A 21,332-nucleotide genomic window follows, 5' to 3' on the forward strand; every position below is an offset into this window, starting at 1 on the left:
GTTTAAAAACTTGGAAGTAAATGACGATGCCCAGGATTTAGTTCGACGAATATCTCCAAAGCTGATTGCTGCTGGAATTGACAAACCACTGCTGCATAGGTGCGCGTCTCCGGTCTGTCCTCCGGTGTCAAGGGCCTTGCAGGTTGCGCGATTTACGATCTTCCAATAGTCCCCGTTTTGAGGCCTGATGGACCACTGCTGGGTATAACTGGAGCAATCCGAATTTTGCCCGACAATGGATCCGTCCGCGGTATGGCCCATCGAATCCAAACGGAGTCCTGCGGCTTTTTGACGATTTTGAAATAACCATTGCCCAGATCCGATGAACTCCTCCTGGTAGAATATCGAGCCCTGCAGTCCACTTCAGATACGTATTGTTATCAAATGGTTTTTTCACATTCGAAATCCATTGCTGTACCCGCTTTGCATGGTGTAGTGTGTTCCTTCGTTCCCGCAATTCGCAAGCAATCGGCCTTCTTCGCTGTTTACATAATCAATGTACCGCAATGCCGCATCGGAATCTTTGCTATTTGCGCCTGAGATCTGCCTCCTATCATTCTCAATCAATTGAGTTCGGTCGGCTGCTCCAGACGCTGCCCGGCCCCTGCCGCTTCCTTCCGTTTGCGCAGAAGGAGCGCCAGCGGAATGGCCAGCGCCACCAGCGCGCTCGCGAACAAAAACGCATCGTCGATGCTCCTCGTATACGCCTCGCGGCGTATCCACTCCGTGCTCTGAGCCGCATAGCTAGCGTGCAGACGGGACTCGTGCACGCTCATCCGCGCATAAAACACCGATGTGAACATGCCGAGCGCTCCCGCGCTGAATAGCTGCCGCAGCCAGTTGATCAGGGCCGATGCATGGCCCGATTCGGACTGCGGAACCGAAGCCATCGCCGCGCTGGTCGCCGGCGTCAGCGACAACCCCGTACCGACGTTGCGGACCGCCAGCCAGATCATGACGGAGACGAGCGTCGTTTCCGTGCCGAGCCGGCTGAAGCGAAAAGTCGTCACCAGCAGGATCAGGCTGCCCAGGGCAATCAGCGCTGCCGGCCCAAAGGTGCGGTATCCTTTCCCTGACAGGAACGTGGCCAGGGTCAGACACGCGGCCGCGGGAAGAAAGAGCAGCCCGACCTGAAAAGACGACAGCCCTTGAACTTCTTCCAGGAACAGCGGGACAAAGTATACGCCGGAGTAGAGGGCAAAGGACAAGATCAGCGATACACCGAGGCTTGCGGCAAACGTGAAATTGCCGAACAGCCTGAGGTTCAGCAGCGGTTCCTTCGCGCGCAGCTCGACCCGGATGAAAAGAGCGGTGCAAGCGCCGCCGATCAGGAGGCAGCCCCACGTCCAGACCGACCACATGCCCCAGGCGTGCAGATTGCCGAACAGCAGCAGGATGGCAAGGCTGCCTACAGTCGCCAACAGGAGTCCGGCGGAATCCAGACGCTTTTGCGGACCCCGAACGTCCTTCGGGAGCAGGATACGGCCTGCCAACCAGGCCAGAATGCCGGCCGGCAGCGTCACGAGAAAAATCAGGTGCCAGTCGTGCTGCTGAAGCCACCCGCTAACCGAGGGGCCCACCGCCGTGCCAAGCACCGTCGAAAACGACCAGACGCTGACCGCTAGAGGCTGTCTTCCTCGCGGCAGCGTCTGATAAATCATGGCCAGGGACACGGGCTGAATCAGTCCGCACCATAAGCCCTGCAAGATGCGGAAGAAAATCAGCGCATGAATATTCCAGGACAGGGAGCACATCACGGAACTGACGATAATTCCGGCCAGCGACAGCAGAAACATCCGCCTGCCGCCGAAACGGCTGGAGAGATAGCCGCTGACGGGAGCAATCATGCCGAAGGCCAGCGTAAAGCCCGTAATGATCCACTGCACGGTCCCGAGGCCGGTGTGAAAGATACCGATAAAGCCGGGCAGCGAAACGTTTAAGGAAACCATGGGGTACATGCCTACAAAGGAACCGCAGAACAGGGTGAGCAGAACCGGCCAAAACGGCAGACTGCCCTGCCCCTCTTCTGCCTTTTCCGCGGCAGCATTCATCGTGACTGACAATTCATAACCTCCCGTTCAGGTGGCGGCCATCCCGTCACAGCGCATAATGGCAGGCCGCGTGGTGACCGCTGTCCAGTTGGCGCAGCGCCGGCTCTTCCTGCCGGCAGCGGTCTGTGGCAAACGGGCACCGGGTATGAAACCGGCAGCCCGAGGGCGGATTGGCCGGCGAGGGAATTTCCCCTTCCAGGCTTCCGGCCGGCTGGCCTTGGCGGGGCGTGGTCTGCGGTATGGCCTCGATCAGAGCCTGGGTATACGGGTGGGCCGGGGCGAGAAACAGCGACTCGCTCGGTGCGATCTCCACGAGCTTCCCGAGGTACATCACGCCGATCCGGTCCGACAGATGCCGGACAACCTGCAGGCCATGGGCGATGAACAGGTAGGTCAGCCCCAGCTTTTGCTGCAGGTCCTGCAGCAAATTGATGATCTGGGCCTGAACCGATACGTCCAGCGCGGATACGGCTTCGTCGGCAAGAATGAACCGCGGGTTCAGGGCGATCGCGCGGGCGATGCCGATCCGCTGCCGCTGCCCGCCGGAGAACTCGTGCGGATACCGCTGCGCCCATGACGGGTCGAGCCCCACCAGCTCAAGCAGCTCGCTGACGCGGCGGCTGATGTCGGCGGGGGAGCGCTGCCCCTGACCGTGCACCTTAAGCGGCTCGGCGATGCTGTCGCCGATCTTCCAGCGCGGATCCAGCGATCCGTACGGATCCTGGAAGATCGTCTGCATATGCTGGCGGGCGGCGCGCAGTTCACGTCCTCCCAGGTTCGTCAGGTCCTTGCCGTCAAAAAGAACCGTCCCCGCCGTGGCACGCTCCATCTGGAGCAGCACCCGGCCCAGCGTCGACTTTCCGCTGCCGGACTCGCCGACCAGGCCGAAGGTTTCGCACTTGCGGATCGTAAAGCTGACGTCGTCCACAGCGCGGATCAGCTTCTTCGCTTTGCCGATGCCTCCGCCATGCACCGGGTAATACTTTTTCAGGTGATTTACAGTAAACAAAGCGTCCGCCGCTTCTTCGGCTGCCCCGGCTAAGCAGGGTCCGCGTCGTCCTTCAATGTTCTCATCTGCCCCGCCTCCCCGTGTAACGCGTAAAGCAGCCGTCTCGCTGGAAGCCGCCGGGTCGCCAAAACCTGCAGCTGCAACCGAAACCGCCCCCGCATCGGAAGTCGCCGCCGCACCGAGACCTGCTGCTGTACCGAAACCTTTAGCTGTACCGGAACCCTCAGCTGCACCGGAGCCCGCCGGCACGGCGGGGGCCATCCAGCCCTCCGACTGAACCAGCTCCTCCGCATGCCAGCAGGCGCTCCGGCGCTCGCCGGATCCGGTTAAGACCGGCGCTTCCACCGTGCAGCGCTCCGTGGCAAAGGGGCAGCGCGGGTGAAAGCGGCAGCCCTGCGGAAGTGCGGCCAGGCTCGGGATCGACCCTTCGATCGAATGCAGCTTCGTGCCGCGGACCGTGTCGAGCGTCGCGACGGAACGGAGCAGGCCCCGCGTATACGGGTGGCGCGGAAGGCGGAACAGCTCGGAAGCCGGTGCTTCCTCGACGATTTCGCCGGCATACATGACGACGACCCGGTCGGCAATTTCGGCGGCGATCCCGAGATCATGGGTGATCAGCAGGATCGACATGCCGAGCTCAGCCTGCAGTTCTTTCAGCAGGCGCAAAATTTGCGCCTGGATCGTGACGTCGAGCGCGGTGGTCGGTTCATCCGCGATTAGCAGGTCCGGCCCGCAGGACAGCGCCATGGCAATCATGGCCCGCTGCAGCATCCCGCCGGACAGCTCGCCCGGATACTGCTTCAGCCGCAGCTCCGGCTCCGGAATGCCGACCCGCTTCAGCAGCCGGACGGCGCGCTCCCTGGCCTCCCGCTTGGATACTTTCTCATGCTGCAGAATCGTCTCCTGAATTTGCTGCCCGATCGTAAAGACCGGGTCGAAGGCCGCCATCGGCTCCTGGAACACCATCGCCATCCGTTTGCCGCGGATTCGGCGCAGTTCGGCCTCCGGCAGGCCTGCCAGGTCCGTCCCGTCCAGAAGAAGGCTTCCTCCGCTGATGCGCCCGTTCTCATGGTCGATCAGACGCATGATCGCTTTGGAAGCTACCGTCTTGCCGCTGCCCGACTCCCCGACGAGGCAGACGGTTTCCCCGGCTTCGATCGACAGCGTCACGTCCCGGATCGCCTGGAGCGTCCCTTTTCGGGTCGTAAAATCGACGGACAGTTCCCGGATATCAAGCAATGTGCTCATTGACGTTCCCCTCCTTTAGCGCTGCGTGACTTTCTTCGGATCGAAATGGTCCCGAAGCCGGTCGCCGATGATGTTGACGGACAACACGAAGGCGGTGATGGCCAATCCCGGGAAGGTGCAGATCCACCAGGCCGCGGTCAAATAGCCTCTGCCTTGGGAGAGCAGCGTCCCCCAGTCCGGAACCTCACGCAGAACCCCGAGGCCCAGAAAGCTCAGACCCGATCCCGTCAGAATGGACGTGCCGATACCGATAGCTGCCATGACCAGCAGCGGAGACAGGCTGTTCGGCAGCACATGCTTCCAGAACACACGCAGCGGCGAAGCGCCGATGGATACTGACGCTTTGACGAACGTCCGGCTCTTGATGCTCAGCACCTGCGCCCGCATCACCCGGGCATAACCCGGCACGGAGGATACGGCTACCGCCAGCACGATGTTAAACAGGCTCGGACCGAGCGCACCGGCGATGGCCAGCGCCAGCAGGATGCCCGGGATCGTCATCAGCACGTCATTGAGACGCATGATCGCCGTGTCGATCCAGCCGCCCGCATAACCGGACAGCGCCCCGATCGTTCCCCCAAGCAGGCCGCCGACGAGGACGGAAGCAAAGCCGATAAAGAGCGAGTCCCGGCTCCCGTACACGACCACGCTGAAAATATCCCGGCCGAAATAGTCGGTGCCGAACAGATGCGCGCCGCTTGGCGCCTGCATGATGCTGTCCGTCCGCATCTCCGTCGGGGCGTAGGGCGCAATCCATTGCGGTACGATGGCACAGGCCGCCACAAACAGAATGATGAATCCGGCCGCCACCAGGAACAGGTCGCTTGCCGTAAATTTACGGATTTTCGGTGCGGCCGCAGCCGCGAGCTTCCGCTCGCGCCAGACCGTCTTGGCGGATACCGCCTCCCTCATAACTGCTCCCTCCCAAGGTTTAAGTTGAACGTCTCACGCGCGGATCGATCAGCGTATAGGACAGATCCACCAGCAGGTTAACCAGCGTATAGATGATGGCTGAGAACAAAATGACGCCCTGGACCACCGGGAGATCCTTGGCCATGATCGCATCCGAAATGATCCGGCCGATGCCCTGGCGGGAAAACACCGTCTCGACGACAACCGTGCCGGCCAGCATGTCGCCGATCAGCATGCCCGTCATCGTGACGGCCGGTATCAGCGCATTGCGCAGCGCGTGACGGTACATGACCGCCCGCTCCGCCAAGCCCTTGGAACGAAGCGTCACGATGAACTGTTCGCTGATGACCTCCAGCATGCTGTTGCGGACCATCCGGATAATAAAGCCGCTCCCGACCGTGCCGAGCGCCAGTGCGGGCAGAACCAGCGTCCGCCACCCGTCCGATCCCATCGCCGGAAACCAGCCCAGCGTAATGGAGAAAATCAGGATGAGCAGGATGCCCGACCAGAAGGTTGGCATGGAGATGCCGAACAGCCCGATGACGCGGGCGATGATGTCAATCGCCCCGTTCCGGTGAATGGCCGACAGGACACCCAGCAGCAGACCCACGGTCACGGACACCAGCACGCTGGCTCCGGTCAGGGCTAGGGTGGCGGGGAAGCTCTCGGCGATTTTGGGCAGCACCGGATCGGAATTCAGCAGGGATTTGCCGAAATCCCCCTGCAGGATGCTCCCGAAGTAATGGAGCAGCTGGATGTGAAACGGCTGGTCCACACCCAGCTGATGCCTTAAGTTCGCAATGACCTCCGGCGTCGCCATCGAGGGATCGACCATGTTGTCGGTCGGATCCCCGGGAAGAACGTAGAGGATCGTGAACACCAATACGAGCGAGCCGATAATGACGAGGAGCGACGTTAACAGGCGCCGGGTTACCATCCACAGCATGCCGCCTCAAGCCTCCTTTCTATTTTTGCAAAGATACGTCGTTGAACAGCGGATACCCGAGGGAATCAAAGGTAAGTCCCTGTACCGATTTGGAAGCGGCCACCGTATACGGGAAGACGTAAATCGGCAGAATGACCGCATTGTCGATGATATAATGCTGAATTTTTTGGTACAGCTCCTCGCGCTTGGCATCGTCCTTCTCGACCCGTCCCTCTTCCAGCCACTTGTCGACTTCCGGACTGGAGAGTCTCGGCAGTGTCGGCCGGCTCTTTGGATCATAGGAATGGTAAAAGGAGTACAGCGCGTTCGGATCGGAGTTGACCTGGCTGTTGCCGTACAAATCATAGTTTCCGTTGGTGTAGACCACGGTGCGGACATCCTTCGTGATCTCGACCTCGACATCCACGCCGATCTGCTTCAACTGCTGCTGCACCATGACCGCGATGTCGTTGCGTTTCTCCCGGTTTGGCGTGCCGTCGACGTAGTGTAAGGTCAGTTTCTTCCCGTCCTTGGTCCGGACGCCGTCCGCTCCCTTGACCCATCCCAGCTCGTCAAGCAGCTGATTGGCTTTGGCGATATCCGGTTTGACCGAGTTTTCCAGCGACGGGTCATAACCGAAGGTGCCCGGGGTCAGCGGGGACCAGGCCCGCTCGTACGTGCCCAGGTACAGCGTTTTGACGATGGCGTCCACGTCCACGGCCAGCTGCACCGCCTGCCTTGCCTTCAGCTCGTTCCACGGCGCGCGCTCCTGGTTGAAGAACAGCGTATACGGCAGGCCGAGCGTATTAGCCTGCAGCAGCTGGAAATTCGGATCCTTTTTCAAGGTCAGGATGTTCTGAGGCGGCACCGTCTCGGCGGCCAGCACCTGCTTGCTCTGCACGCTGCCGATCCGGGTGGCTTCTTCGGGTACGATTTTAAAATCGATGCCGTCCAGGTAAGGCGCCCCCGTATTGGTCACGATCTCCGGCGCCCAAGCATAGTCCGGATTGCGCTCGACCTTGATGTCGGCATTCTCATCCCACTTGACGAATTTGAACGGCCCCGTGCCTACCGGATGCTGCCCCAGCTGATCCCCGTATTGCTTGGCTGCAGTCGGCGACACAATGCCAAGCAGCGCCTGGCTCAGGTTGCCCAGAAAAGCCCGTGAGGGCGTCGACAAATTCAGCTTGATCGTGTACTCGTCGATGACCTCGGAGGACTTGTAGGGCTGAAGCAGGGCGGCCGCATTCGCCGCCTTGGTGGCGGGGTCCAGAATCCGGTCGAAGTTGAACTTGACCGCCTCGGCGTTAAACGGCGTTCCGTCCTGGAACTTGACGTCTTTCCGCAGCTTAAACGTGTAGCTAAGCCCATCGTCTGAAATGGTCCATTCCGTCGCCAGCCACGGCTTGATCGTATTGTCCGGCAGCTGAACGACCAGGCTGTCGTAGATGGTGCGGATGACGCGGACCGCGACGGCCAGGCCGCTGCGGTGCGGGTCCAGCGTATCCGGCGACGTCGCCAGAGCGTAGGTGAGCTCCCCGCCCTTGGCGGATGCTCCCTGTACGGCCGGTGCCGCCCCGCTATCCGTCTGCCCTTGGGAGGCCGTCTGCTTGCCTCCGCAAGCGGACAGCAGCATAACCATGACCAGCAGAGCGGCTGCTGCCGATTTACGCCTGTTTTTCGAATAAAACCTCATCTCTCTCAGACTCCCTTCAGATCCAAATATCGTTTGCATGCAGGGTGCAGGGACTCCGCAGATTGGCAGAGACCCCGTCCTGTTTAGGACAGCGCTTTTTGCTTCGTATAGCGGTTCTCCGGCACCGGCAGGCCCAGATTTCCCCGCAGCGTATCTCCCTCGTATTCCGTGCGGAACAGCCCCCGCTCACGCAGAATCGGCACCACCAGCTCGACAAAATCGTCCAATCCGCCCGGCACGCCCGATCCGATAATGAAGCCGTCGGCAGCCTCTTCCTCAAACCACTGCTGCACCACATCCGCCACCTTCTCCGGCGTTCCGATAAACACCGTCCGCGGCGTCGCTTCCTGCAGCACTATTTCGCGTAGCGTCAAGTTCTCCTCTTTGGCGCGTCTCTTGATACGGTCGGTCGTGCTGCGGAAGCTGTTCGAGCCAAAGTCACCCAGGTCGGGAAACGGCTCATCCAGCGGGTATTGGGAAAAGTCGTGGTGCTCGAAGTAGCGTCCAAGGTATTCCAAAGCCTTCTCAATCGTCACCAGCCCGGCGATTTCCTGGTATTTGCGCTCGGCTTCCTCTTCCGTGCGGCCCACGATCGGCCCGATGCCCGGAAAGATCAGAATTTCCTCCGGAGCACGCCCGAGTGCAGCTGCCCGCTGCTTCACATCCCGGTAAAAAGCCTTGGCTTCCTCGATCGTCTCCGGGCCGGTGAACACGGCGTCCGCCGTTTTCGCCGCCAGGCTGCGGCCGCTGTCCGAGGAGCCCGCCTGGAACACGACCGGCTGCCCCTGACGGGAGCGCGCAATGTTCAGCGGCCCCTGCACAGAGAAGAACTCCCCTTCATGGTTCAGCCGGTGCAATTTGTCCGGATCGAAGAACACCCCGCTCTCCTTATCCCGCACAAAGGCATCGTCTTCCCAAGAGTCCCACAGCCCTTTGACCACCTCGAGATACTCTTCCGCGATCCGGTACCGCTCGGAATGGGCCGGATGCGGCCGGCCGCCGAAATTCAGCGCGGTCCCCTCCAGTGGTGAAGTCACCACGTTCCATCCTGCGCGCCCGCCGCTGATGTGGTCGATGGAGGCGAACTGCCTGGCGACCGTAAACGGCTCACTGTAAGAGGTCGACAGCGTGCCGACAAGCCCGATCCGGGAAGTGGCTGCGCCGAGCGCGGACAAGATCGTAATCGGCTCAAACCGGTTCAGAAAGTGCGGGATCGACTTTTCGTTGATATACAGGCCGTCGGCAATGAAAACAAAATCGAACTTGCCCTCTTCCGCCTTCTGTGCCTGCTGTGTATAGAACGAAATGTTTACGCTCGCATCCGAAGGAATTTGCGGATGTCTCCAGGCGGTGTGGCTGCTGCCCACGCCGTGTATGGTGGCCCCCAGTCGAAGCTGTCTGTTTTTGCCCATCGTTCACTCACTCCATCTTCTTTTTAAAATTTGGGTACTGCTTGAAATGAATCCCAAAATGACCCTCGACGAATTCAATTACATTAATTTTTCCAATGTGTATAGTCGGGATTATTTTATTTATTGCTGATACTGTATCATTGATGCATTTCCGGCCACAATACCGTATTAAAATCTTCTATTCAGGCTTTTCCATTCTCTATAAGGCTTTACACTGCGGGCTTTTCCGGGTATGTGAAAAACCCCGATCCGTGCTTTTGCGGACCGCGGTTCTCAGGGTTGTTTCGGGCAGCTCTGTATTATATGTGGAGTACAGGGGGGATGAAAATAGAGGTCAGACTGCCTGCTCTTCAGCCGGCGTTTGTACTGCGTAACGGGTAAGCTTAAGGGTGCCTGGAAAGGGGCTTTTGTAAACAATCTAGAAATGGCCGGTATCCTTAAACCAGGAAACCGGCCTTTCGCTTTCTTAAGAATGACCTAAGGATTCTATTGAAAATTTGCAAACCCTAATATTAGCTAGATCTCATTTGGTTGAGCCGCAAATAATACAGCCCTTTTCTGAATTATATTTGCTTGGCAGTCGGTGCTGAACGAAATATTCATGAGGTTACGTATGCTTCGAAGGCCTTTCTTCGCCAACCGGATGGTCCTCATTCCACTTTTCCGCCTGGGCGGTGCCGATGGCAATGGCGCGCCCTTCCTCGTAGCCTTCTTCGAGCAGCGCGTTTGCAATTTCGATCGCTTTATTCCGCACGCGAGGCTCCAAATTTTTCATGGATACAGGGTAATCATGCTTATTCCAAGGCATTGCGAATCCCTCCATACAAGTTCTCGTTTATCCATATATTACCCGGCGCCACGCGAATCAAACGATCGTAATCCGCCGGGCAAATGTTTACTTGTCTCCGGCCTCAACAACTTGCGAATCCAGTATACGATGATCGTTCCTGCGGTCCATGAACCGGGATTTTGCCAAGCACTCCATCTATTTTTGAACTTGCTAACTCCTTTCCGAGAGACTTGTGCCTCTCTCTCCAACATATTTGTCTACAGCAAGTAAGCAAATGAGATGCTGTACCTGAATCATGAAGAGTATCGTTCAACCGGCCCATACGTCTTTCACATAGTTACCTGCCGCTTCAAGCGCGGCAAGCCATTCAGCCGCTTCTTCATGGCTCGCCCCGCTTTTTTCCCGATAAGAGTCCATGATCGTCTGTTCCACCTGCAGGGCCATCCGGGTGCCGTCGCCGCAAATGTACAACTTAGCCCCGGTTTCGAGCAGCGACAGCAGTCGTTCCCCGTCCTGCTTCATAAGATGCTGGACATAGCACTTATTTTCGCCTTCCACTCTGGAGAAAGCCGTATGAAGTGTGACCAGGCCATCCCTTTCCGCCTGCTCAAACTCCGCACGATATAGATAATCATGTTCTGGATTCCGGCAGCCAAAGTACAGATGGGCTTCTCCCAGGACCTTCCCTGCCGCTTGGAGTGCCCGTCTGGCCTGGATAAAGCCTCTGAACGGAGCCACGCCCGTGCCTGGACCTACCATGATCAACGGTGTGGCGGAATCCTCCGGAAGTACAAAGCCGGATTCAGGGGACCGGACGAATATCAGCACCTCGGCTCCCGGTTCAAGCCCGGCCAAGTAGTTGGAGGCGATGCCGCGGTACTCTCCCTTGCCGTTCCATGCTTCTCCCCGAACTACGCCGACCGTGATGCTGGCCGTGTCTTGGCTGACTTGGGGCGAGCTTGATATGGAGTAATATCTCGGCTTCAGCGCCGGCAGCAGCTCCAGAAAACGGGCAAACGGCAGCTCACAGGCATCGTACTGCTCGAGCAAGTCGAGCATCGTAACCCTCTTCGCCCGGATGTTCGTTTGGAACGTCTCTTCAACGAGCAGCGCCTCGAGCTCCGTGGCATGCGGCGGGCAAACCGTGCACGCGGCCATCTCACGGATTTGGGCACGAGTCGCCGGCTCCTGCAGCTCTACAGTGCGGGACAGCAGTTCGTCCAGTCGGACCGGAACACCTGCCTTCAAGTGGGGAATGTTTTTCCCGCCCGTTTCCAGAATCAGGTGAGCGGAGCCATCCAGCCGGAATCGGCGGAGTACCCGCCGCACCAATGGGTCAGGGTTGACCGGGAGCACGCCCAAATGATCGCCCTCGCAATAAGTCGTGCCTTCAGGCAGCGCAATTTCGATGTGCTGCGTGACCCTTCCGCTGTCTGCATGCTGAAGATTGTAACTGCGCACAATCCGACCGGATGCGGCTCCGTAGGTTTCCGCCAGTGGTGCGGCGGCCACGCCCTGGATAAAACGAAGGGACAGCGTGCTCCGTTTCGGCTCGCGGTTGGCCGCGACCGGCAGTCCCAGCGCCTGCATCAAATCCGGCCATAATCGCTCCGTCCAGTCGTCAACCTCCCGTTCAAAATCGCCGCTGGCATCGCACTCCCCGAGCGGGATAAGCCGCTCGGCGCCTTTGGCGGCCAGCAGCTCATCGATCAGGCGCGGGATCCGCTGGTACGTGCTGGCCCAGTTATGATCCCCGCAGCCGAATACCATGTAGCGGACATCCCGGACGGCCGAATTGTCGGCCGATTCCAGCCATTCGACGAAAGCCTTCGCGTTGGAAGGGGGCTGGCCGTTATATGAAGCCGTTACAATGATAACCGCTCCCTCCTTGGGAAGGGCTCCGGCGTAGTCGTCCAAGGTACCGACCTGACTGTTGAATCCCTGGTACTTGGCGAGATCGGCTACTTCTCTGGCTATGCCTTCGGCCGTGCCCAAATTGGAACCATACAGGACGAGCAGCGGCGTATGATGCGCGTTTTCCGCCAATGAAGCCGGCTTGCCGGACTCGCGAGCAGCGGTATCCAGCGGTTCGGAGCTGCCTGAACCCATCGGAATCACAGCTGCCTTCCGGTTGCGAACACGAATCCGGAACCCTTCAGGTTTGAGTGTCAACGTCTCTTTCACCTTGAGTTCGTAGTGGTCGGCATCCGTCAGCTCAAAATACTTCAGAATCATACCCAGTACCAAGGTCGCTTCCTGCAGGGCGAACTGCTGCCCGATGCACGCCCGCTGACCGTTACCAAACGGCTTATACGCGTCATGAGGCACCTTGCTTGGATCCTCAAATCGCTCGGGTCTGAACGCCTCCACATCGTCCCCCCAGACGCGTGTATCCCTGTGAAGTCCCGGAATGAGCACGGTCACGCTGTCACCCTTTTGGATCGGATAGGTTCCCCCAATCCATGTATCTTCTTTGGCATACAGCGAGAAAGCCGGCGCAGTCGGCCATAACCGCAGGGACTCGCTCAGAACCATTCGGACATATTTCAGGTCCCGCACCTGGTTATACGTCGGTACCGGGTCTTTCAGGACGCGGTCCACCTCTTCCACCGCTTTACGCAGCTTTTCGGGGTTTTTCATCAGAAAATAGATCGCAAAAGAAAGCAGGCCGCTGGTCGTTTCATGTCCTGCGATCAGAAAAGTGATGATCTGGTAGCGGATATTTTCTAGATCCAGACGTTCACCTGTTTCCACATCGACGCCTTCCAGCATGTGAGCGAGCAGATCATCCTCATTCCCGCCATGCGCCTTACGCTCCCGAATCAATTCGTCGACGAGAGAGAACATCGTCTGAATATCCTCTTGAAACTGCCGTTTCTTCCGGACCATAAACATATCCTGGATGCCCAAGCGGTGAAGCTGGTTCATCCCTTCGTCAAGCGCCCGCACCATCGCATCAATAAAAGGATGGTTGCCTTCCCGGTAAAAACTGTTGAAACGGTAACTAAATCCGCACAGTCCGATCGTATCGAGCGTCAGCCGGGTCATGTCCGCGGGTACGTCAACCGTTTCGTCCGGATTCAGCCGCCCCCATTTTTGAATCAGCTGCAAGGCAATATCCAGCATTTTGGCGTGGTACCCTTGCATCGCCCTTTGACTGAAGCTGGACAGCAGAATATTATGTGCTTTTTTCCAATTCTTTTCCTGGGTCGCACTCGTAAACAAACCGTCGCCTGCAAAAGCGCGTACGTTTTGCAGCGGAGCCCAGATCCGTTTATCAAAGCGCTTTTCGTCGCAAGCGTCCTTCACATATTCATGGCCGGAGACGTAGAGCTCCTTGCGTCCGCCGGGATATTGGAACTGAAAGATTGGCCCGAGCTCCGAGGCCACCTTCACCAACGATTGCACCGGTGCGGAGGAATCCAGCAGCGGCAGATTTCCTAAAGGTCCATAAGTTTTGGGTTGAGGTACCTGAATATTTTCTGTCATGGTATTTCCCTCCATCATCCTGTCTTCTTTTCTTTTAACCCAGCCTTGATAACAGGCGAATAAAACACAGAATAAACCAGGTGACCAAATTAGTAATTCGGTCAATATATAAGAAAAAAGGAGGATTTGACAGCTGCTTGGCTGCGAAAGCCTGCCAACGCTATCCTATCCTGCCTTTTACCATAACATGATATGAATGTCCCGCACATCAGCCGGAAGTCTGGAATTCACGGGCCCAGCAAGGGGGGCTTGTTACTGTTCAGCCAGGATTATTTCAGTCATACACGACTTCCGTCCTGGCGAAAAAGTCATGTATCGATCGTTTATCCCCACGCATCCCTGCTATGTAGAAATTCTATCGTGAAGGAATAATTCGGGCGATCGGAGTTAGCAACTTCGAAATGGGCCGCTTTTGGGTCGGCGATTCAGCTTGGAGTTATGCGGGTCAGAACCGCCGACGGCTCGCTTTCCTCACAGTGCGTGCATACGATCGCGATAACTGCGGATGGCCCGATTATATTCATTTCGTGGCATTTAGGTGCCGGCAGCAACAAAGAAACCATGCCATCCTGTGTAAACAGGACGACATGGTCGATGCATAAAACGGATCGCTTGACGCGTTATTTTTTTACCGCAGCTTTTAAGATTTCAATTTTCTCTTTACGAGGGATATCCGAAGTGGCAGAGACCCCGTATTCGTATTTGCCGCCGTCATACCAGAATACGGATTTTGGATAGATATGCTCAGGAAGCGTATCGTTAAAGAAACCTTCGTTTTTGCTTCCCTCCGGATCTTTTGTATACTTTGAGAAAGTCAGCGTGTCCTTTCCGTTCGTATACTTGAGACGGATATCCGCCGCTTCCTTCCACTCTATTTTCTTCGCATAGATGGGTTTGCCGCTTTTCTTGCCTTCGGCCTTTACTTCATCAACGAATTTCCCTTTTATTGGACCTTCGATGGTCGCTGACAAGAACTTGTATCCGGCTGGCAGGTTTGCGGGCTGCTTCAGGATCGAACCCTCCAATGCGGAAGCTCTTTTCAAGTAGTCCTCGTAAGTAGAGAATTCTTCTATCCCTCCCCAATAACTGAGGTCGAGTCCGCTATTTAATTGAGGATATTTATGATACAGAATGTACATATCGCCTGTCTCTTTGCTCAGTTCCTTCACTCGATTCGTCTCATCTTCGATATACTTCTTTTCCTCTGGAGTTAAAGCCTTGGCTGCCGCTTCAGCTTTTTTTTGGTTTTTTTCCAGTTCTTTCTTATAGAGATCACGGTCTATGTTTCCCTCGGGATAAATAATATCATTCTCTTTGCCCACGGCAACGTTTGAATTCTGCTGCAATTGCATAGAAGCCTTTTGCGGTGCGCTTTCTTCGCCGCTTTCCTTCGCGTTAACCAATGTCACGCTGCCAAGCGCGAGAATCATCCCCATACCCAGAATGGACAAGCGGTAGGATTTTTTATTAAAATGTTGGATCATCATGAGTCTCCTTTTCATTTCTTTATGTGTGGCGGACAAGCCGGCAAGCCCCGGCCGGTAATGACTGACCGACAAATGCTCCAACACATGAATAATCGTTTGCCCGTATGCATTTTTTTGCTGCGGCCTCATCCGGTCCAAGGCGCATGCATCGCAGGCAATCTCCTGATCCTGCCTTGCTCTATGTATCGCGAACCATAGGAGCGGATTAAACCAGTGGAGAATCAAGATCAAGTGCATCATCCAGTTCACTGCCACATCCCGCCGCCGAATATGCGCAAATTCATGCGCCAAAATCAATTGAAGCTGATCCTTTTGCAACGTAACGAGCAGGCTTGGCGAAATCACGACTGCAGGTTTAAGAAAACCGACTACGGCTGGTCCGGGAATCCGTTCCGATGCGACAAACCTCACATTGCGCTTGATGCCAAATAGATGCTTCGTTTCTTGAAAGACTGCCGATAAAAAAGGAGTATCGATGGTTCGCCCTGCGCGCAAGGCTTTTTTCAATCGGTTCTGGTCAAATACCGTTTTCGCCGAAAGGAATAACACGCCCGCAAGCCATACCGCAAACAGCATATTGATGAAGCCCATATTTTTGATCTCACTCCACCAAAAACCGCTTTTCTGCACGCTTCCCGGTTCATGGGATGAGGCAGGCACGGTAGCTCCATTTGATTCCGGGCTTAAGGTCCGATTCCTTTGAACCGCCACCTCCCTTGCGATCCCCGCATTCTTAAATGCCGTGGGATCCTGGGCCTTCTGATGAAATCCGGGCGCTATGGCCTCCAAAGACAAAACATTGTACAAGCTAAGCGAAGATTCCGGCGCCCAAGGAAGCAGCAGGCGGATCGCTACAGGCAGCCAAATCAAATATTTCCATCTCGCTTCAAGCTTGTTTTTGAATAGAAATTGCACGATCAGGACAAGTAAAACCAGAATGCCGGCCATAAATGATCCGCGAATCACCCAGCCAAAAACAGACAATAAACTCGCTTGCAATGTTGGAATCATCCGTTATCTCTCTTTTCCCGGTTCGCCGTCGCTACGGTTTTCGTCAAATAAAGCCTTGAGATCCTCGACTTCCTGTGCATTCAGCTTTCTATCCTTTAATAAGTTGGCCAGCATCGGTTTTAATGCCCCGCCATACAGCTTTTTCATAAAGGATGTGGTTTCGGACAACAAAAATTCCTGCTCGCTGATGATGGGATAATACAGCAGGGTGCGCTTTGAACCCTCTTCCAGCTTTGCCCCCGCTGCTTCCTTCTGCACTAATCGGTTCAAGAGCGTCCGCGTCGTATTCGGGCTCCAGCCCATTTTGTCTGCTAGTTGCTTTACGACTTCACTGGAAGGGCAATCAGGATTTGCCCATAACACCCGCATAATTTCCAGTTCTGCATCCGTAACCGATGGTATTTGTTTCATGCATGTAACCTCCATGTTCATTCGCCTTAACTACATACGTAGTATGTTCATACTACATTTGTAGTTTGGTGATGTCAACATGTAATAGAGCTAAGATTCCCTATTTTTGTTACATGCACAAATCCGCGCCGCTTTCCAAACATATTATTTCTTTACCGCAGCCTTCAGCATCGCGATTTTCTTTTCTCTAGGGATATCCGAAGTGGCAGAGACGCCGTATTCGTATTTGCCGCCGTCATACCAGAATACGGATTTTGGATAGATATTCGCAGGAAGCGTATCGTTAAAGAACCCTTTCTTTTTGCTTCCCTCCGGATCTTTTATATACTTTGAGAAAGTTAACGTGCTCTTTCCGTTCGTATACTTGAGACGGATTTCCGCCGCTTCCTTCCACTCTATTTTCTTCGCATAGATAGGTTTGCCGCTTTTTTTGCCTTCGGCCTTTACTTCATCAACGAATTTCCCTTTTGTTGGACCTTCGATGGTCGCTGACAAAAACTTGTATCCGGCTGGCAGGTTTGCGGGCTGCTTCAGGATCGAACCCTCCAATGCGGAAGCTCTTTTCAAGTAGGCTTCGTAAGAAGAGAACTCTTCCACCAGTCCCCAATAGCTAAGTGAAAGTCCGCTATTTAATTGAGGATATTTATGATACAGGACATACGACTCACCAGGCTTTTTGGACAGCTCCTTTATTCTGTTGATCTCATCTTCGATAAACTTTTTGTCCTTTTCAGGTATAGATTTGGTCGCCTCGGCTGTTTTTTTAGCAGCTTCTTCCATAGCTTCCTTATAAGATTTCGCTTCGGCCGCAAAGCTCGTTGAGGAACCCAACAGTAATACACTGCTTAATGTTACGATTGCTGCTTTTGTTGCTACATTCATTTTGTAATGCTCCTTTCCTGGGGTTGTTTATCAAACTACAATTGTAGTTTACATTAATTTATACTACAGTTGTAGTTGAATGGTGTCAACCCTTTTTATAAAATACATCTTGCTATTTAAGATTCCCCTTTCGGTTCTAAAGCCTTAAAGAAAATGTGATCAGCAACTAATCAGACTGAATGTATATAGTTTGATATCGAAGTGTTTGAGTTTGTATACAGTGTTAGACCCAAAATCTGAAAGGCGGAAACCAACCATGAATAACTTAAAGGGGCCGTGTTATAGCCGAACAAACAGCTAAATTAAATAGACTGTTCTATGAATAATTTAGGTAGATTTGTCCATAGACAAATGGTACATTATTTGGGAATCGTTCGTTCGTGTTTGTTAGGTGTTATTGGAATAACGGCAGGTCCGGATATACGTTCAGGCTCATATTTTTTTAATTTGGGAGGGCGTCGATATGGATAAAAATTCGGTTCAAAGAACAAACATTATAGGTGCAGGCGAGGTTGGCAGCGCCATCTCGGTGGAGATGGATAAGAGTTCCATACATAAAACAAACAGCCTTTTTTGGGACACCGAAGGAAATGACATTTTAGGAGCAACCGCGCTTCCTTTCTATGGAGCATTTGTCTCAGAAGAAAAATGCCGACTTTTTGGCGATGTCTCGGGAAAAAGGATGCTGGAGATCGGCTGTGGCACCGGTCATTCCTTGCAATATCAGGGGGAACGCAATGCATCTGAACTATGGGCTTTGGATATATCCGAAAAACAGATCGAAAAAGCAAAGCAACATTTGACGGCATGCGGCCTTTCGGCAACCTTTATCTGCTCTCCCATGGAAGAAGAATGCGGCATACCAAAGGATTATTTCGACTTTGTTTATTCGGTTTATGCCATAGGCTGGACCACCGACCTTGAGGGTACGTTTTGCCGAATCGCCTCCTACCTGAAAAAAGACGGCGTATTTATTTTCAGTTGGTCTCACCCTATACACAAATGTGTTGCCGCAGAAAATAATATGCTTGTTTTTAAAAAATGCTATTTCGATGAATCCTGGTATTCGGTATCTCTTGGTGAAAGTACCCTAACATTATCAGACCGTAAACTATCCACCTATGTAAATGCCTTGGCAAAAGCGGGATTTGTCATTGAAAAGCTGATTGAGGAATCGGATGATGAAAGGATGCAATCGCGGCACGCTAACAGCGATTTTGCAAAAAAAGCAAAGATGCTGCCTGTCACTTTTGTAATCAAGGCAAGAAAACTCTAGTATCCGATGCTTCCTTCTTATGCGTTCAGATCTTGCACCCTCAAATGTACGGCGTTCCTGATTGAAAGTCCTGTCCGGTAGCAGTGGCGCCAATGAAAGCTTTCAAGAAATATTACAACGTGCCTCCTTCGAAATTCGAGTAGCCGCGTTTCATCGGTACAACGCATCTCATCCCGTGATCATTGCCGTTCTGCGTTCTCTCGTTACATCGGCAATTGGAAATTAGTATAGACCATACAAAAAAAGCCGCAACAATGCGGCTTTTAAGCGTTTAAGCATGCTTATTCAACAATCAGGGTTCCCTTCATGTCGCTGTGTCCGGCTCCGCACATGACGGAGCAGTGGAATTCATGCTCCCCGGCCTGATCGGCGATAAATTCGGCAGAGCCCGGCTGCTGCAGGTCCACGTTGAAATCCGGAATGGCCAGGCCGTGGTTTCCTTCGTTGTTTTCCAGCGTAATTTTGACTTTCTCGCCTTTTTTGACTTTGATCTCCGAAGGCTCGAACTTAAAGTTTGACGCCGTCACCTTGATTTCTTTCACGCCGTCCGATCCGCCCGAAGACGAGGACTCGTCCGACGAGCTGCCTCCTTTTCCGCTGCTTCCGCAGGCGCTTAGTACCAGAACAAGCATTAACGTAAGTCCCATCAGCATCCATTTTTTCATGTTATATCCCTCCAGATGAAATCATTAAGTTGCATTCACCGATGCATACAAACCCATTCTAAAGATTTTCCCGGCGGCGCCCCGCTTCCTGCTTCTCATCCTCCTCTTCCGTCAGCTGCCGGGCGGAACTGCGGAATTCGTGAAGCGTCGTTCCCACCGCCCTGCCAAGCTGCGGCAGCTTGGACGGCCCGAACAGCAAGAGGGCGAGCAGCAGCAACAGCAACAGCCCCGGTATTCCGATTGTTGAAAGCATGGTCTATCCCTCCTTTCCTATGACGTTATATCAATTCGTAAGACGATCGGAATCATGAGGCACTGAGCCGTTCAGACAAGCATGCCTCCCTGTTTCAAATATTTCTGGATCCCTTCTGCCGCCCTGTAGGCGAGCGCGCCGACGGTATCGGTCGGATTGTATCCGCTGTTGTGCGGGAATGCCGAAGCACCCACGACGAACACGTTTTCTGCTTCCCACATCTGCAAATAGCTGTTCACGGCGGACGTGTCAGGATCCGAACCCATAATAACGCCGCCTGTGTTGTGGGTAGATTGGTAAGGGACGATATTATACGGGTCCAACTTGTCCTTGATCTCCATATGGGAAGGACCCATCTCCTTCATGACCTCGCCCGCCTTGCCGGCCACAAATTTCGTCAGCTCCCGGTCCTGGTCCTCAAAGTCAAACGTAATCCGCAGCAACGGTTTGCCGTAAATGTCTTTATAGGTCGGATCGAGATCCAGGTAATGGTGCTTCCAGGGGAGGCTGGCCCCCTGCGTCGCGACGGTCAGCACCCGGTTTGCATATTTCAGCGTGGTTTCCTTCCACTTCTTGCCCCAGGTCGGCGTGCCTTGCGGCGCCGGATTGTTCTCGATCGGACGCAGGCCGTTTTGGCCGATCCGGATGCCTGCCCCGTGCAAAAACTTCAAATCGGAGTGATCGAAATTGTCCCCGTTGAAGTCGTCGAATTCCATGCCGAGCGCTCCGGCTCCCATGAACGTGCTGAACTCTTCGTCATCGTAAAAGCCGACCGCATGCCCGGAGTTGACCTGATACGCGTAATTCCGGCCGATCGTTCCCCGTCCGGTCTTTCGGTCGTAGGGCGTCCCGAGCTTGGAGTTCAGCAGCAATCGCACGTTGTTCAGCACGAAGCTGCCGAGAATGACCACATCCGCCGGCTGGGTCACCTCTTCCCCTGTCACTGTGTTGATATACACCACGCCGGTCGCTTTTTTGCCGTCATGGAGAATTTCCGTCACGTTCGAAAACGTGCGCACTTCCAGCTTGCCGGTGGCCATCGCAGTCGGGATGACGGTCACGACAGGGTCGGCCTTGGCGCCGTATTCGCACCCGAACCGCTCGCAAAAACCGCAGTACTGGCAGGCTGCCCGGGATATGCCGTCGGGATTTTTATAGTTCTCGCTCAGGTTGGCCGAAGGGATCATATACGGATGGTATCCGAGCTTCTTCGACGCCTCTTCGAACTTTTGCAAAATCGGCGTTTTCTTCATCGGCGGGGTCGGAAACGGATTGGACCGTTTGCCAAGCATCGGATTGGCTTCCGATTCACCGGAAATGCCGGCCATCTGCTCAAACTTATCGTAATACGGTTCGATTTCGTCATACGTGATTCCCCAGTCCTGCAGCTGCATGCCCTCGGGAATTTTGCCTTTTCCATACCGCTCCACCGTCTTGCTGTAGATCTCAAAATCATACGGAAGGAAGCGGTGCGTCTGCCCGTTCCAGTGCGTCCCGGCGCCGCCGAGCCCGTCCCCCAGCAGAAAGGAGCCATAGCTGCGCATCGGCAGCGCCCTCATGGACTCCGAATTTCGGAACGTGATCGTCTCCTTGGACAGATCCTGCATCAATTCAAAACGCCGCGCATACCGGAGCTCGTCATGATCCATGAAATAATCCTCCGTGCTCCGGCTCTTACCGCGCTCCAGTCCGACGACCTGGATGCCCGCTTTGGTCAGCTCGGCTGCAATAATGCCGCCGACCCAGCCCATTCCAACAATAACCACAGGTACTTTAGGTAATTTGGCCACGTCTGATGTCCCCTTATATCCGTGA

Annotated in this window: 15 protein-coding genes and 1 pseudogene; 1 reads left to right on the forward strand and 15 read right to left on the reverse strand. The window is 54.8% G+C overall.

Going from position 1 to position 21,332, the window contains the following annotated elements:
• Window positions 1-123 precede the first annotated feature (123 nt).
• The 12 genes and pseudogenes from AC27KL_RS15370 to AC27KL_RS15425 all read right to left on the reverse strand — a co-directional run.
• A pseudogene (locus AC27KL_RS15370) lies at window positions 124-357 on the reverse strand (RICIN domain-containing protein); the annotation flags it as partial.
• Window positions 358-563: 206 nt separating this feature from the next.
• Entirely contained in the window at window positions 564-2,063 is a 1,500-nt protein-coding gene (locus AC27KL_RS15375; protein ID WP_487170254.1) for a DHA2 family efflux MFS transporter permease subunit, read from the reverse strand.
• Between the two features lie 34 nt (window positions 2,064-2,097).
• Window positions 2,098-4,308: an ABC transporter ATP-binding protein gene (locus AC27KL_RS15380; protein ID WP_487170255.1), complete on the reverse strand. Its 2,211-nt coding sequence runs from the start codon at window positions 4,306-4,308 to the stop codon at window positions 2,098-2,100.
• Window positions 4,309-4,323: 15 nt separating this feature from the next.
• Entirely contained in the window at window positions 4,324-5,220 is an 897-nt protein-coding gene (locus AC27KL_RS15385; protein ID WP_339324822.1) for an ABC transporter permease, read from the reverse strand.
• Between the two features lie 19 nt (window positions 5,221-5,239).
• Window positions 5,240-6,166 carry an ABC transporter permease gene (locus tag AC27KL_RS15390; protein ID WP_076174964.1) on the reverse strand — a complete coding sequence of 309 codons (927 nt, stop codon included), beginning with the start codon at window positions 6,164-6,166 and terminating at the stop codon, window positions 5,240-5,242.
• 19 nt (window positions 6,167-6,185) lie between these two features.
• The gene (locus AC27KL_RS15395; protein WP_487170256.1) at window positions 6,186-7,841 is read right to left on the reverse strand and encodes an ABC transporter substrate-binding protein; all 1,656 of its coding nucleotides are present in this window, start codon (window positions 7,839-7,841) and stop codon (window positions 6,186-6,188) included.
• 83 nt (window positions 7,842-7,924) lie between these two features.
• Window positions 7,925-9,253 (reverse strand): LLM class flavin-dependent oxidoreductase, encoded by a 1,329-nt coding sequence (locus AC27KL_RS15400; protein ID WP_487170257.1) that lies wholly within the window; start codon window positions 9,251-9,253, stop codon window positions 7,925-7,927.
• Window positions 9,254-9,860: 607 nt separating this feature from the next.
• A complete protein-coding gene (locus AC27KL_RS15405) occupies window positions 9,861-10,061 on the reverse strand; it encodes a DUF2188 domain-containing protein (RefSeq protein ID WP_339324819.1) in 201 nt (66 codons plus the stop codon).
• Between the two features lie 291 nt (window positions 10,062-10,352).
• Complete coding sequence (locus AC27KL_RS15410) at window positions 10,353-13,532, reverse strand: bifunctional cytochrome P450/NADPH--P450 reductase (protein ID WP_487170258.1); 3,180 nt, start codon at window positions 13,530-13,532, stop codon at window positions 10,353-10,355.
• Between the two features lie 620 nt (window positions 13,533-14,152).
• A complete protein-coding gene (locus AC27KL_RS15415; RefSeq protein ID WP_487170259.1) occupies window positions 14,153-16,030 on the reverse strand; it encodes a M56 family metallopeptidase in 1,878 nt (625 codons plus the stop codon).
• A gap of 3 nt (window positions 16,031-16,033) precedes the next feature.
• Window positions 16,034-16,441: a BlaI/MecI/CopY family transcriptional regulator gene (locus AC27KL_RS15420; protein WP_339324816.1), complete on the reverse strand. Its 408-nt coding sequence runs from the start codon at window positions 16,439-16,441 to the stop codon at window positions 16,034-16,036.
• A gap of 144 nt (window positions 16,442-16,585) precedes the next feature.
• A complete protein-coding gene (locus tag AC27KL_RS15425) occupies window positions 16,586-17,323 on the reverse strand; it encodes a hypothetical protein (RefSeq protein WP_487170260.1) in 738 nt (245 codons plus the stop codon).
• Window positions 17,324-17,786: 463 nt separating this feature from the next.
• Between AC27KL_RS15425 and AC27KL_RS15430 the strand changes: the two genes are divergently transcribed.
• A complete protein-coding gene (locus AC27KL_RS15430) occupies window positions 17,787-18,599 on the forward strand; it encodes a class I SAM-dependent methyltransferase (protein ID WP_487170261.1) in 813 nt (270 codons plus the stop codon).
• A 281-nt stretch (window positions 18,600-18,880) separates the two neighbouring features.
• On the opposite strand, the gene AC27KL_RS15435 is transcribed toward AC27KL_RS15430, so the two are convergent.
• The 3 genes from AC27KL_RS15435 to AC27KL_RS15445 all read right to left on the reverse strand — a co-directional run bounded on the left by AC27KL_RS15435 (window position 18,881) and on the right by AC27KL_RS15445 (window position 21,268).
• Window positions 18,881-19,264, reverse strand: a complete 384-nt coding sequence (locus AC27KL_RS15435) for a cupredoxin domain-containing protein (protein WP_487170262.1) — start codon at window positions 19,262-19,264, stop codon at window positions 18,881-18,883.
• Window positions 19,265-19,322: 58 nt separating this feature from the next.
• Window positions 19,323-19,517, reverse strand: coding sequence for a twin-arginine translocase TatA/TatE family subunit (gene tatA, locus AC27KL_RS15440; protein WP_339324812.1), 195 nt, complete (start codon window positions 19,515-19,517; stop codon window positions 19,323-19,325).
• 71 nt (window positions 19,518-19,588) lie between these two features.
• Window positions 19,589-21,268, reverse strand: coding sequence for a GMC family oxidoreductase (locus tag AC27KL_RS15445; protein ID WP_487170378.1), 1,680 nt, complete (start codon window positions 21,266-21,268; stop codon window positions 19,589-19,591).
• Window positions 21,269-21,332 lie beyond the last annotated feature (64 nt).

It is taken from the genome of Paenibacillus sp. YAE3, from assembly GCF_057546105.1.

Excerpts from the sequence above, each read along its gene's own strand:
- AC27KL_RS15380 (WP_487170255.1), bottom strand. The coding sequence starts at position 4,308 with ATGAGCACATTGCTTGATATCCGGGAACTGTCCGTCGATTTTACGACC.
- AC27KL_RS15385 (WP_339324822.1), bottom strand. The coding sequence starts at position 5,220 with ATGAGGGAGGCGGTATCCGCCAAGACGGTCTGGCGCGAGCGGAAGCTC.
- AC27KL_RS15390 (WP_076174964.1), bottom strand. The coding sequence starts at position 6,166 with ATGCTGTGGATGGTAACCCGGCGCCTGTTAACGTCGCTCCTCGTCATT.
- AC27KL_RS15395 (WP_487170256.1), bottom strand. The coding sequence starts at position 7,841 with ATGAGGTTTTATTCGAAAAACAGGCGTAAATCGGCAGCAGCCGCTCTG.
- AC27KL_RS15400 (WP_487170257.1), bottom strand. The coding sequence starts at position 9,253 with ATGGGCAAAAACAGACAGCTTCGACTGGGGGCCACCATACACGGCGTG.
- AC27KL_RS15405 (WP_339324819.1), bottom strand. The coding sequence starts at position 10,061 with ATGCCTTGGAATAAGCATGATTACCCTGTATCCATGAAAAATTTGGAG.
- AC27KL_RS15410 (WP_487170258.1), bottom strand. The coding sequence starts at position 13,532 with ATGACAGAAAATATTCAGGTACCTCAACCCAAAACTTATGGACCTTTA.
- AC27KL_RS15415 (WP_487170259.1), bottom strand. The coding sequence starts at position 16,030 with ATGATTCCAACATTGCAAGCGAGTTTATTGTCTGTTTTTGGCTGGGTG.
- AC27KL_RS15420 (WP_339324816.1), bottom strand. The coding sequence starts at position 16,441 with ATGAAACAAATACCATCGGTTACGGATGCAGAACTGGAAATTATGCGG.
- AC27KL_RS15425 (WP_487170260.1), bottom strand. The coding sequence starts at position 17,323 with ATGAATGTAGCAACAAAAGCAGCAATCGTAACATTAAGCAGTGTATTA.
- AC27KL_RS15430 (WP_487170261.1), top strand. The coding sequence starts at position 17,787 with ATGGATAAAAATTCGGTTCAAAGAACAAACATTATAGGTGCAGGCGAG.
- AC27KL_RS15435 (WP_487170262.1), bottom strand. The coding sequence starts at position 19,264 with ATGAAAAAATGGATGCTGATGGGACTTACGTTAATGCTTGTTCTGGTA.
- tatA (WP_339324812.1), bottom strand. The coding sequence starts at position 19,517 with ATGCTTTCAACAATCGGAATACCGGGGCTGTTGCTGTTGCTGCTGCTC.
- AC27KL_RS15445 (WP_487170378.1), bottom strand. The coding sequence starts at position 21,268 with ATGGGCTGGGTCGGCGGCATTATTGCAGCCGAGCTGACCAAAGCGGGC.